We start from the raw sequence: 12,219 nt of genomic DNA on the forward strand, positions 1-12,219 counted from the left end.
GCTGCAGGCGAGTGTAGAGAACCCGCTTTGATTGATGAATCAGATTTTTTGGATAGAATGATCTTGTATTTAGATCAATAGAGAGGCCGCGCCCGGCATGCAGATCAATCTTTCGATGCGCGATATCGATACCACGCTGGTGCTGGGCCGCACGCTCAACTTCCGCCAGGCGGCGGCGCAGCTGCACCTGTCGCAGTCGGCCCTGTCCACGCAGATCCAGCGTATCGAAGACGCGCTGGGCGTGCGCCTGTTCGACCGCACCACGCGCACCGTCCGCCTCACCGCCGCGGGCGAGGTCTTCATGCAGCAGGCTGCCGCCCTGCAAGCGGCCTTCCGCGACGCCATTGCCGCGGTCAGCGGCATCGTCAATGCGGAACAGGGCCAGGTATCGGTGGCGGCCTTGCCCTCGATTGCCGCCCGCCTGCTGCCGCGGGTGCTCATGGCCTATCGCCAGGCCCATCCGCTGGTCGCCCTGAAGGTGCGGGACACCTTGTCGGGCCCGGCTTTCGACTTGGTGCGCGCGGGCGAGGTCGACTTCGCCCTGACCGCGGCCGACCCGCAGCACGGGGATCTGCACTACGTGCCGCTGATGTCCGACAGTTTCCTGCTTTTGATCCCCGAAGCCCATCCGCTGGCGCGCGCCCGCGGGCCGCTGCGCTGGGCCGATACGGCGGATGCGGCGCACGTGTCCATGGTGCAGCCCAGCAGTGTGCGGCAGTACACGGAATGGGCTTTCCTGCAGAACCGGATACGCTTTACGCCTGCCTTCGAGGCCGAACATCTGACCACCATCGTCGCCATGGTCGAATGCGGATTCGGCGTCGCCGCGCTGCCCGAAATCGCTGCCGCGGCGGTGGCGCAAAATGGCATCGTGCAGCGTCCCCTGATCGGACCGGTGGCCGAGCGTTCGATCGGGCTGGTCACGGCGCGCAACCGCAGCCTGTCGCCCGCCGCGGCGGCGTTGGTGCAGACGTTGAAGGAATATCTGGCGCAGCAGGCGCGATAGGCCGGGTGGCTGGTTCCGCGGCTGCGCGCTGTGCGGTTTTGATTTCACGCAAGCGTCGGCAGTGTGCCGCTCGACAGGCGGGAGGCGGTGGTATTATCCTCAGTACACTAACTAAACTGGAGCTGCCTCAACGTGCCGGATGTACAGAAAAAGACGACGTCCCAGAAGCGCGTCGCAACTCATAAGGCAGACACCAAGATCTTCGATCCGGCCAAGCAGGTGCTTTGGTCGCGTCCTGGATATCTGGTGCGGCGCCTGAACCAGATCCACTACGCCATGTTCTACGAGGAGTGCAAGACGCAGAACGTGACGCCGGTGCAGTATGGCGTGCTGACCGCGCTGTCGCTCAGCCCCTGGCTGGACCAGACCGCCATCGGCATGGAGCTGGGCCTGGATCGCACCACCACGGCGGATGTGGTCAAGCGCCTGCAGGAACGCGGCCTGGTGGAACGGCGCATCAATCCCAACGACAAGCGCTCGCGCCAGGCCGTCATCACCCAGGAAGGCCTGCGCATCATGGGCATCTTGCAGGAGGGCATGGCCCGCGCCCAGCAGCGCCTGCTGGAGCCGCTGTCCACGCGCAACCAGGAAATCTTCATGAAGCTGCTTTCCACCCTGGTGGAAGCCAATAACCAGTACAGCCGCACCACGCTCAAGCCCATGTAGGACAGGGGCCTGCCTGCTTCAGCCTGGCAGCGCGCTGGTTTGGGGCGCGCTGCGGGTGGCCTCGCCGTCGCCCAGCGTATTGCGGACCCAGATCAGTTCGGCGGCGATCGCCACCGCAATCTCGGCCGGCGTCTTGCTGGCGATGCGCAGGCCCACCGGGCCGTGCAGGCGCGCGATCTGGCTGTCGTCCAGGTCGAACAAGCGCAGCCGTTCGCGGCGCTTCTGCTGGTTGGCGCGCGAACCCAGCGCGCCCACATAGAAGGCCCGCGATTTCAGCGCTTCCAGCAAGGCCATGTCGTCGAGCTTGGGATCGTGGGTGACCGCCACGATGGCGGTGCGTTCGTCGGTGCCGATTTCCAGCACGGCGTCGTCGGGCATGCTGGTGAGCAGGGTTGCCTGGGACAGATTCCAGTCGCCGTAGAACTCCTCGCGCGGGTCGCAGACCGTGACGTGGAAATCCAGCGTGGCGGCGATGTTGGCCAGCACCTGCGCGGTCTGGTTGGCGCCGATGATGAGCAGCCGCCAGCGCGGACCGTAGACGCTGCGGAAGATGCGGCCGTCGAAATCCGGGCCGTCGGCCGGGCCGGCGGGAGACACCGAGCTGCTGCCGTCCTGCAGGTCCACCGTGCGCTGGATCAGGCCATGGCCGCGTATGGCTTGCAGCACCAGGTCCAGCCATTGGGTGTCGCGCAGCGGTTCGCTGATCAGGCGCAGCGTGCCGCCGCAAGGCAGGCCGAAGCGTGCTGCCTCGTCGCGGGTGACGCCGTAGGTCAGGCGCGCCGGGGCGTCCGCGAGCGTGCCTTCGCGGGCGCGCAGCATCAGGTCGTCTTCGATGCAGCCGCCGGAAACCGAACCGACCATGCGGCCATCCTCGCGCACGGCCAGCATGGCGCCCGCCTGGCGCGGGGCCGAGCCCCAGGTCTGCACCACGGTCACCAGGTGCACGCGGCTGCCCGCGGCTACCCAGTCCCGCGCATGTTGCAATACGTCCAGATCCAGAGCGTTCATCGGCTTCTCACAGTGAAAGGCCGCGGCGCTGCCACGGCTTATATTCACTATACTGATCATTATGGCGACTGTCTCTAGTGTCTATCCCTACCCGGGCCCCGCGCGCGCCGGCATCCTGCTGGCGGCGGGGCAGGGCTCGCGCTACGCCGCGCAGCGGCCGGGCGCCGACAAGCTGCTGGCGCCGCTGCCGCAGGGCGTGTGCGTGGCGGCGGCCAGCGCCCGGACGCTGCGCGCGGCGGTGGACATGGTCGTCGCCGTGGTGCGGCCCGGCCGCGCCGCGCTGGCTGGATTGTTGCGGGCGGAAGACTGCGTGGTGTTGGAGACGGACCGGGCGGAGGAGGGCATGGGGGCCAGCCTGGCCGTGGCAGCGCAGTATCTGCAGGGCCTGCCCGGCACGCCTGCCGCGGTGCTGGTCGCGCTGGCCGACATGCCCTGGATCCGCCGCGCAAGCCTGGAGAGCGTGCTGGATGCGCTGCGCGATGCGCCGATGGCCGCGCCCGCGTACCAGGGGCAGCGCGGCCATCCGGTGGGATTTCGCGCGGAATTGCTGCCGCAGCTGGCGGCGCTGAGCGGGGACGAAGGCGCGCGGCGGCTGCTCAAACAACCCGGACTGCAATGGGTCCCCACCGAAGATCCCGGGGTGTTGCGCGATGTCGACACGCCTGCCGACCTGGACGACGGCGGCTGAACACCGCCTGTAGGCCAGGCCGCCGCGGCGGCCTTTTTTTGCGCTCCGGGATTTCCCTAATTTGTCAGTACGCTGACTATAAAGTCAGTATACTGACGTAAATTTGGAAGCCCTCGCAGGACTTTTCCCAATGGAAAAGCGGCTGCGCGCGATTCCGATTGTTCCGATGTAATAGTCAGTGTACTGATAAACAATGCTGACGCGCCGTGGCAGGACAGGGTCCGCGCCATCAAACTGGGAGTAGGGGAATGAGCAAAGTACGCAAGATCGCGTTTGAGGAGCACTACACCGCGGTCGGATTCAAGGACTATTCGAAGAGCTTCGCGCAGCACATCGATCCCGCCGTGCTGGCCGACCTGGCCGCGCGCCTGGTGGATTTCGACGAAGTCCGGCTGGGCGAAATGGACCGCGGCGGCATCGACTACGTCATCCTGTCGCAGACCGGGCCGGGCGTGCAGGCTGAAGCCGACGCCGCCGTCGCGCTGCGCCGCGCCAAGGAAAACAACGACTTCCTGGTCGAGCAGGTGGCCCGCCACCCGACGCGCTACGGCGCCTTCGCCACCGTGCCCATGCATGATCCGCTGGTCGCCGCCGCCGAACTGGAGCGCTGCGTCAAGCAGCTGGGCTTCAAGGGCGCGCTGATCAACGGCCACACCAATGGCGTGTACTACGACGGCCGCGCCTACGACCCGTTCTGGGAAAAGGTGCAGGAGCTGGACGTGCCCGTCTACCTGCACCCGTCCGATCCCTACGTCATTCCGCAGGCCTACTCGGGCCACCCCGAGCTGGTGGGCGCGTGCTGGGGCTGGGGCGTCGAAACCGCCACCCATGCGTTGCGCCTGCTGTTCGGCGGCGTGTTCGACCGGTTCCCCGCGGTCAAGCTGATCCTTGGCCACATGGGCGAAGGCCTGCCGTTCCTGCGCTGGCGCTTCGACAGCCGCTTCGCGGTCTATTCGCACGGCATCAAGCTGGCGCGCGCGCCTTCCGAATACCTGGGCAGCAACATCCTCATCACCACGTCCGGGGTCTGTTCGCCTCCCACGCTGATGGCCGCCATCGCCGAAATGGGCCGCGAGGCCGTGATGTTCTCGGTGGACTATCCCTACGAATCGACCGCGCTGGCCGTGGAATTCATCGAGCAGACGCCGATGGACGACGCGACCCGCGAACTGATCTGCAACGGCAACGCGCGACGCCTGTTCAAACTCTGAGCCCAGCCCGGGAGACTGACATGAGCAACTTCCTGTATGGCGGCAACGTCCATGCCAATGGGATCCGCCAGCATTACCTGCGCTACGGCGGCGAACGCGGCGCTGGGCGCGATCCAGTCATCATCGTGCCGGGCATCACCAGCCCGGCGGTCACCTGGGGTTTCGTCGGCGAGCGCTTCGGCGCGGCTTTCGACACCTATGTGCTGGACGTGCGCGGCCGCGGCCTGTCCGCAGCCGGCGCCACGCTGGACTACAGCCTGGACGCGCAGGCCGCCGACGTGCTGGCCTTCGCAGAGGCGCTGGGCCTGGCGCGCTACAGCCTGGTCGGCCATTCGATGGGCGGACGCATCGGCGTGCGCGCCGGGCGCGGCCAGCCGGCAGGACTGAGCCGCCTGGTCCTGGTGGACCCGCCGGTGTCCGGTCCCGGCCGCCGGCCGTATCCCGCCAAACTGCCCTGGTATGTCGATTCCATGGCGCAGGCGCGCCACGGCATGGACGCCGAGGCCATGCGCGCGTTCTGCCCGACCTGGACCGAGGAGCAGCGCCAGCTGCGCGCCGAATGGCTGCACACCTGCGACGAGCGCGCCATCATCCAGAGCTTCGAGGCCTTCCAGAGCGATGACATCCACGCCGACCTGCCGCTCCTGGACGTGCCGGTCCTGCTGATCACGGCGGAGCGGGGCGACGTGGTGCTGGACGCCGACGTGGCCGAGATCCAACGCCTGGCTCCCGGCACGCAACATCACCGCGTGCCCGCCGCCGGCCACATGATTCCGTGGGACAACGAGGAAGGCTTCTATGCCGCCTTCGGCGATTTCCTGGGCGCGCCGCTGGCGCGCGGCTGAAGCGCGCGACCGTCAAGCAAGGAGGGCATCATGCCTATAAGCGACTACGAAATGGTGAAGGCCTGGCAGCAGGTATTGACCCTGTCCAAGCTGCAAGCGGGGCAGACCGTCACGGTGCTGACCAGCGCGGCTACCCATCCGCAAACCCTGGCGACGGCGCTGATCGCGACGCAAGCCATGGGCGCCATCGTGAACCGTCTGGACCTGCCGCCCGTCAATGGCGAGCGGGCGCTGAGCCGGGACTCGCTGGCCTACCTGGGCACCACGCCGTTGACCGGCAACAAGGCCGCCATTGCGGCCCTGAAGGAAAGCGACCTGGTGCTGGACCTGATGACGCTGCTGTTCTCCCCGGAACAGCACGAGATCCTGGCCACCGGCACCAAGATCCTGCTGGCGGTGGAGCCGCCGGAAGTGCTGGCGCGGCTGGTGCCGACCGAGGCCGACCGCGCGCGGGTCAAGGCGGCGGCCGCGCGCATCGGCGCGGCGCGCGAGATGAGCGTGGTATCGGAGGCGGGCACGGACTTGCGCTGCCCGCTGGGCGAGTTCCCGGCCATCAGCGAGTACGGCTTCGTCGATGAACCCGGGCGCTGGGACCATTGGCCCAGCGGCTTCGTGCTGACCTGGCCGAACGAAGGCGGCGCCAACGGCAAGATCGTGATCGACGTCGGCGACATCCTGCTGCCGCAGAAGCTCTACGTGCGCTCGGCCATCGAGCTGACCGTAGAGAACGGCTACGCCACGCGCATCGACGGTGGCGTGGATGCGGAACTGCTGCGCGAGTACGTGGCCTCGTTCAAGGATCCGGAAGCCTACGCGATTTCGCACATAGGCTGGGGCCTGCAGCCGCGCGCGCACTGGACCACGCTGGGCCTGTACGACCGCGAAGCCACCATAGGCATGGACGCGCGGGCCTATGAGGGCAACTTCCTGTTCTCGCTGGGTCCCAACAACGAAGCCGGCGGCAACCGGACCACCACCTGCCACATCGACATCCCCCTGCGCGCCTGCACGGTGCGGCTGGACGGGGAAGACGTGGTGCGCCAGGGCAAGGTGCTGGACGGCGCCGGCCCCAGGCTTAGCACGCAATCACCGTACTAGGAGTTCCCTACATGAATGACGATATCTCGGCCTACGCGCGCCAGGGCTTCGGCACGGCGATGGCGCCCAAGGCGCCCTACGGCCTGCTGATCGTGGACCTGGTCAACGGCTTTGCCGATCCGGCGGTGTTTGGCGGCGGCAATATCCCCCAGGCCATCGAACAGACCGTGGGCCTGTTGGCGCATGCGCGCAAGCAGGGCTGGCCGGTGGCGCACAGCCGCATCGTGTTCGCCGACGACGACGCGGACCACAACATCTTCACCTTGAAGGTGCCGGGCATGCTGACGCTGAAGGAAGCGGACCACAACAGCGCCATCGTGCCGCAGCTTGCGCCCGCGGCCGGCGAGCTGGTGGTGCGCAAGACGGTGCCCTCGGCGTTCTTCGGCACCAGCCTGGCGGCCTGGCTGTCGCAGCGCGGGGTGCAGACGCTGCTGGTGGCGGGCGCGGTCACCAGCGGCTGCGTGCGGGCCAGCGTGGTGGATGCCATGCAGTACGGCTTCCGGCCGCTGGTGGTGTCGGATTGCGTGGGCGACCGCGCCATCGGCCCGCATGACGCCAACCTCTTCGACATGCAGCAGAAGTACGCCACCGTGCTGACGCGGGACGAAGCCGTGCGCGCCACGCAGGCCTGAACCGGCGCGGCATGCGGGAAAAAAAAGGGTTGCGCCTCGCCGGCGCAACCCTTTTGTGTTGGTCTCCCGCGTTCTAGACGGGATAGACCAGGTCGTTGGCCAGGATGGTGGTGTCATACACCACCTGCCGTTCCTTCAGCTTGAGCACGCCGTCCTGCCGCGTGTAGCGGTCGTAGTAGGTGCCGGCCAAGTGCAGCGTGGTGGGGCCTTCCACCAGCGTCTGCATCAGCATGAACGCGGCCTGGGACTCGATCTCGCCGTTGGCGGATTCGCTGATGACGCGGGTGTTGCTGACCAGATGCAGCATGTAGCGCGGGGCGAACATCTGGGTGCGTGAAATGGCCACGGCGCGGTCATGCATCATGGCGCGGCCTTCGGAGTACACCAAGCCGACGGGCAGGCCCAGTTCGGCGTTCTCGCGCGCGGTGACGCGGTACAGGCCGTCCTCGGTGAAGAAGTCCGGCCAGGCCTCGACCTGGCCCGCATCCAGGGCGGCGCAGTAGTCGGCGTGGAATTCCTCGATCTCCAGTCGCAGCGCGATGGCGCGCGCGGGATCGATCTTGCGGGGGGAGTATTCGAATCGGGTTCTCATGTTTCCTGGTTCCTGCCTCAGAAGCCCATCACGCTGCGGTAATAGCTGTACATGGAGCGGATCGCGGCTTCCGAGATCAGCGTGTTGGAGGTGCCTTGCTTGCCGGATTCCAGCTTCAGCACGTTGACGTCGGTGCTGGCGCGGCGCACGCCTTCCTGCACGAACTTCATGGCTTCGTTGTCCTCCAGGCCGAGGAAGCCCGCCGGCCCCATCAGGTTGCCCTGGCGCAGACGGTGGCGCTCCATCTCGGGCGTGTCGTCCTCGTAGCCGAACATGGTCCATTGCATGATCATGCTGTCGGGTCCGTTGGGCACGATCTGGCGCACGCCCAGCGTGTTCATTTCACGTTGCACGATCAGGTTGGGCCAGACGGTCTGCATGGTGACCGACCAGGGCGAATCGAATTCCTTGACGAACTCCAGGAAGCGATCGTCCTGCAGGTGCAGGCCATCGTGGAAGGAGCGCATTTCCTTCTTGTTCTCTTCGCTGACGTTGGCGTATTTGTCCTCGCTCTTGGCCGAGGCCATGGTGCCGTGGCGGCCATGCACCGGGTCGACCAGCATGGCGGACTTGTTGCCCGCCACCAGCAGCCCGAACACCACCAGGAACGAATGCAGCAGCGTCGCGTGGTACGGATCCTTCAGATTCTCGTGGTACATCTTCCAGTTGCACGGCAGCTCGTTGCGGTAGTAGCCGTGGATCTTGAGCTTCTTGCCCGGGAAGACGGTATCGAAATCGGCCAGGATCTCCGGCGTCAGGTATTCCTCGATGGGTTCGACCTCATCGCTGTAGGACGCGAAGATGACGCCGTTGCGCGTGGTGACGCGCAGCTTGCGCAGGCCGTGGTCTTCGTTCTTGAAGTCCTTGGGCATGCCGCCCTCGCGGTTCACGCCGCGCTTGAAGGGGATGCCCTGCAGATTGCCCTTGAGGTCGTAGGACCACTGGTGGTAGGGGCAGACGAATTCCTTGGCGTTGCCCTGGCTGTGGCGGCAGAACTCCGCGCCGCGGTGGGCGCAGCGGTTCTCGAACACATTGACCGAGCCATCTTCGGCGCGCGACACCACCACCGGGGTCGGCCCGACGTAGGACCGCTTGTAGTCGCCCGCGTTCGGCAGCTCGGCTTCCAGGGCCACGTAGTTCCAGGTCTTGCCGTGAAAGATCTTCTCCACTTCCTGGTCGTAGACGGCGCGGCTGGTGTAGACCCAGTCCGGGATGTAGTGCAGCGCGTCTTCCGGCCAGACACAGTCGGCCAGGGCAGTGTCCTTGGACGCCATCGTAAGGCCGATGACGGTTTGCGATTGATACATGAAAAGCTCCTGTCGATGCGGGGGCGGTATTGGTGGGGTTCAGGACGCGGCGGCGTTCTGCTGGCAGGCTTTCACCAGCGGCTTGAGCGCCACGGTTTCGTCGGCGTAGCGCTCGGGATCGATGGCGATGCCTTGTTCGAACAGCACGCGCAGCTGGCGCAGGTCGCCGCCGGCGTTGATGGCGATGGCATGCACCGGCACGCCGTCGCGGTGGCCAAGCCAGATGAACTTGGGCGCCTCGGCCTGCGCTTGGGGCACGCCGCGGCAGGCATAGACGAGGTCCGGCTGGGGCAGGCCCAGCATCTGCACGTTGCAGCCGTATTGGTCGGTCCAGAACCACGGATAGGGCTCGGCCGGCGCGGGCTGGTCCAGCATGCCGGCCGCGGCCGCGCGCGCCTGTTCGTTGGCGTTCTGCCAGGATTCCAGCCGCAACGCCATGTTCAGGTGGCGCCGGTGCTGGCTGGCGCAATCGCCGGCCGCATATAGATAAGGGTCGCTGCTGCGGCAGGCGGCGTCCACCGCGATGCCGCCATTGGCGGGGTCCAGCGCCAGGCCGGCCTGCGCGGCCAGCGACACGTCGGGCACCAGGCCGATGGCCACGACCACGACGTCGGCCTCGATGGAGGAGGCGTCCTGCAATTCAATGTTGAAGCGCGCCTGATGCCGCACAGCGGTATCCGCATGGGGCTGCCAGTCGGTGCGGACGATGCGCGCATCCAGGCGCAGGTCCACGCCGGCGTGGCGGACGCGTTCGGCCAGCCAATCCGACAGGGCCGCGGGCAGCACGCGTTCCAGCAGGCGGGGCGCGCTTTCCAGCACGGTGACTGCGGCGCCCAGGGCGCGTGCGGTGGACGCCACCTCCAGGCCCAGGAAGCCGCCGCCGATGACGGCCACGCGCGCCTGCGGCGTAAGGCCGGCGCGCAGCGCCGCGGCATCGTCCAGCGTCCTGATGTAATGCACGCCCGGCGTGCCGCGCGGCAGGCTGGGCAGTTCGCGCGCGCGCCCGCCGGTGGCGAGCAGGCAGCGGCTATAGGGGAGGCTGCGGCCGTCGGCCAGTTCGACCAGGCGCTTGGCAGCGTCGATCCGCAAGGCCTCGATGCCGGTCAGCAGCGTGACGCCTTGCTGTTCATAGAAGTCTTGGGGGTGGACTGCGGTCTGGCCGTGCGCGCCGGGGTTCTGCAGCACGTCCTTGGACAGGGGCGGACGCTCGTAGGGCGCGTGCGCTTCCTGGCCGATCAGCGTGATGGGGCCAGCGTGGCCCAGGCCGCGCAGCGTGGCCGCCGCCACCGCGCCGGTCTGGCCGGCGCCGATGATGAGGATCGGATCTGCGTCAGCCATGGTCAGCCTTGCAGGTTGGCATAGATGTCCTGGCCTTCGACCTTGACCGGATAGATGCGGATGCCGGTGGTGGCGGGCGCGCACATGGCCTGGCCGGTGCGGATGTCGAATTTGGCCTGGTGCAGCGGACATTCGATGCAGCCGTCTTCCAGATAGCCGTCGGACAGCAGCGCGTAGGCGTGGGTACAGACATTGTCGGAGGCGTGGAACTCGCCTTCGATGCGATACAGCGCAAGCTGTTTTTCGCCGGCGGCGACGGGGATCACCTCGTCGTCTTCGGTCAGTTGGTCGGTAGAGGCAATGCGGATCCAGTTCATATCAACTCGCTCGTCAGTATGCTGAGTAATTGTCGTCAGTGTACTGCCTAAAAAAACAAGTCAGGAGCTAGGGATTTCCCCGACAGGCGGCGGGTCGAAGGGCGGCGGCGGGGGCCTATTATGCACGGCGTTCGCAGCCCGCAATCGCGGCCGTCCGCTATATGTAAGGAGTACCCGCAAATAGCCCTCGGACCCGTGAAAAAAATTCGCCGAAATGAGTGCAAACCCAGGCGTTTCGCGGGCGTCGGCAGTGGGGATTTACCTTGTTGACACTCAAAATTACTGTCAGTATGCTGATCAACAATTCAGTGTGCTAACGTTTTTTTCGGGTGTACGCGAGTGGCGTTGGCATGAGTTGAGGCGGGTCCAAGGGGACTCAATCGAACCAGATCGGGAGCAATGAATGCAACGACGCCGTTTCCTCGCACAAGCCGCCGGCGCAGCCGGCGCGGGCCTCGCCACTGTGGGCATGCCTGCCGTGGCGCAATCCGCGCCGTCGGTGCGCTGGCGCATGTCCACCAGCTGGCCCAAGAGCCTGGACACCATCTACGGCTCGGCCGAAGAACTCTGCAAGCGCGTGGCGCAGCTGACCGACGGCAAGTTCGAGATCCGCGCCTTTCCCGGCGGCGAATTGGTGCCCGCGGCGCAGAACATGGACGCGGTCAGCAATGGCACGGTGGAATGCAACCACGTGCTGAGCACGGCCTACATCGGCAAGAACACCGCCCTGACGTTCGACACCGGCCTGTCCTTCGGCCTGAGCGCGCGCCAGCACAACGCCTGGATCGCCTACGGCGGCGGCTTGAAGATGCTGCGCGCGCTCTACAAGAAGTACAACATCGTCAACCACGTCTGTGGCAACGTCGGCGTGCAGATGGGCGGCTGGTACCGCAAGGAAATCAAGTCCGTCGCCGACCTGAAGGGCCTGAACATGCGCATCGGCGGCATCGGCGGCATGGTGCTGTCCAAGCTGGGCGCGGTGCCGCAGCAGATCCCGCCGGGCGACATCTATCCCGCGCTGGAAAAAGGCACCATCGACGCGGCCGAATGGATCGGCCCCTACGACGACGAGAAGCTGGGCTTCAACAAGGTGGCGCCGTACTACTACTCGCCGGGTTGGTTCGAAGGCAGCGCCTCGATCACCAGCATGGTGCACGACAAGGCATGGGAAGCCCTGCCGCCGGCCTACCAGGCCGCGTTCGAGGCGGCGGCCGGCGAGCAGACCATGCGCATGCTGGCCAACTACGATGCGCGCAATCCGCTGGCGCTGCGCAAGCTGATCGCCGGCGGCGCCAAGGTCAGCTTCTTCCCCAAGGAAGTGATGGACGCGGCGTACAACGCCTCGCAGGAACTGTGGGTCGAGCTCTCGGCCAAGAACCCGGACTTTGCCGCCATCTTCCCCGATTGGAAGAAATTCCAGGCCGAGCAGGCGGCTTGGTTCCGCGTGGCTGAAAGCCCGCTGGACAACTACACCTTCGCCGCCGTGGCGAAGGCCCAGGCCAAATAACAAG

Annotated in this window: 13 protein-coding genes; 8 read left to right on the top strand and 5 right to left on the bottom strand. The window is 66.5% G+C overall.

Annotation, left to right across the window (positions count from 1 at the left end; genetic code table 11):
- Nucleotides 1-97 precede the first annotated feature (97 nt).
- Both ACM1PE_RS08155 and ACM1PE_RS08160 read left to right on the top strand, forming a co-directional pair.
- Nucleotides 98-1,006, top strand: a complete 909-nt coding sequence (locus ACM1PE_RS08155; RefSeq protein WP_059378440.1) for a LysR family transcriptional regulator — start codon at nt 98-100, stop codon at nt 1,004-1,006.
- A 198-nt stretch (nt 1,007-1,204) separates the two neighbouring features.
- Nucleotides 1,205-1,672: a MarR family winged helix-turn-helix transcriptional regulator gene (locus tag ACM1PE_RS08160; RefSeq protein WP_370127811.1), complete on the top strand. Its 468-nt coding sequence runs from the start codon at nt 1,205-1,207 to the stop codon at nt 1,670-1,672.
- Nucleotides 1,673-1,690: 18 nt separating this feature from the next.
- Here ACM1PE_RS08160 and ACM1PE_RS08165 read toward each other — a convergent pair whose 3' ends face one another.
- Nucleotides 1,691-2,680, bottom strand: a complete 990-nt coding sequence (locus ACM1PE_RS08165; RefSeq protein WP_419342949.1) for an XdhC family protein — start codon at nt 2,678-2,680, stop codon at nt 1,691-1,693.
- A gap of 61 nt (nt 2,681-2,741) precedes the next feature.
- Between ACM1PE_RS08165 and ACM1PE_RS08170 the strand changes: the two genes are divergently transcribed.
- The 5 genes from ACM1PE_RS08170 to ACM1PE_RS08190 all read left to right on the top strand — a co-directional run bounded on the left by ACM1PE_RS08170 (nt 2,742) and on the right by ACM1PE_RS08190 (nt 7,154).
- Complete coding sequence (locus ACM1PE_RS08170) at nt 2,742-3,368, top strand: nucleotidyltransferase family protein (protein WP_419342951.1); 627 nt, start codon at nt 2,742-2,744, stop codon at nt 3,366-3,368.
- Nucleotides 3,369-3,616: 248 nt separating this feature from the next.
- On the top strand, nt 3,617-4,579 hold the full coding sequence (locus ACM1PE_RS08175; RefSeq protein ID WP_059378445.1) for an amidohydrolase family protein: 963 nt from the start codon (nt 3,617-3,619) through the stop codon (nt 4,577-4,579).
- 20 nt (nt 4,580-4,599) lie between these two features.
- Nucleotides 4,600-5,424: an alpha/beta fold hydrolase gene (locus ACM1PE_RS08180; RefSeq protein ID WP_419342952.1), complete on the top strand. Its 825-nt coding sequence runs from the start codon at nt 4,600-4,602 to the stop codon at nt 5,422-5,424.
- 30 nt (nt 5,425-5,454) lie between these two features.
- Nucleotides 5,455-6,522 carry a 2,5-dihydroxypyridine 5,6-dioxygenase gene (locus tag ACM1PE_RS08185; RefSeq protein WP_419342953.1) on the top strand — a complete coding sequence of 356 codons (1,068 nt, stop codon included), beginning with the start codon at nt 5,455-5,457 and terminating at the stop codon, nt 6,520-6,522.
- A gap of 11 nt (nt 6,523-6,533) precedes the next feature.
- Complete coding sequence (locus ACM1PE_RS08190; RefSeq protein ID WP_059378449.1) at nt 6,534-7,154, top strand: N-carbamoylsarcosine amidohydrolase; 621 nt, start codon at nt 6,534-6,536, stop codon at nt 7,152-7,154.
- A 73-nt stretch (nt 7,155-7,227) separates the two neighbouring features.
- On the opposite strand, the gene ACM1PE_RS08195 is transcribed toward ACM1PE_RS08190, so the two are convergent.
- The 4 genes from ACM1PE_RS08195 to ACM1PE_RS08210 are packed head-to-tail and all read right to left on the bottom strand — an operon-like array spanning nt 7,228 to nt 10,708.
- On the bottom strand, nt 7,228-7,746 hold the full coding sequence (locus tag ACM1PE_RS08195; protein ID WP_059378451.1) for an aromatic-ring-hydroxylating dioxygenase subunit beta: 519 nt from the start codon (nt 7,744-7,746) through the stop codon (nt 7,228-7,230).
- A 17-nt stretch (nt 7,747-7,763) separates the two neighbouring features.
- The gene (locus tag ACM1PE_RS08200) at nt 7,764-9,053 is read right to left on the bottom strand and encodes an aromatic ring-hydroxylating dioxygenase subunit alpha (RefSeq protein ID WP_059378452.1); all 1,290 of its coding nucleotides are present in this window, start codon (nt 9,051-9,053) and stop codon (nt 7,764-7,766) included.
- A 39-nt stretch (nt 9,054-9,092) separates the two neighbouring features.
- Nucleotides 9,093-10,391 carry an NAD(P)/FAD-dependent oxidoreductase gene (locus ACM1PE_RS08205; protein WP_118933893.1) on the bottom strand — a complete coding sequence of 433 codons (1,299 nt, stop codon included), beginning with the start codon at nt 10,389-10,391 and terminating at the stop codon, nt 9,093-9,095.
- A gap of 2 nt (nt 10,392-10,393) precedes the next feature.
- Entirely contained in the window at nt 10,394-10,708 is a 315-nt protein-coding gene (locus tag ACM1PE_RS08210; RefSeq protein WP_054459045.1) for a non-heme iron oxygenase ferredoxin subunit, read from the bottom strand.
- 403 nt (nt 10,709-11,111) lie between these two features.
- Between ACM1PE_RS08210 and ACM1PE_RS08215 the strand changes: the two genes are divergently transcribed.
- Nucleotides 11,112-12,215: a TRAP transporter substrate-binding protein gene (locus ACM1PE_RS08215; RefSeq protein ID WP_059378455.1), complete on the top strand. Its 1,104-nt coding sequence runs from the start codon at nt 11,112-11,114 to the stop codon at nt 12,213-12,215.
- Nucleotides 12,216-12,219 lie beyond the last annotated feature (4 nt).

The sequence above is a fragment of the Achromobacter sp. PD1 genome (assembly GCF_048541815.1).
Lineage (GTDB): Bacteria > Pseudomonadota > Gammaproteobacteria > Burkholderiales > Burkholderiaceae_B > Achromobacter > Achromobacter bronchisepticus_A.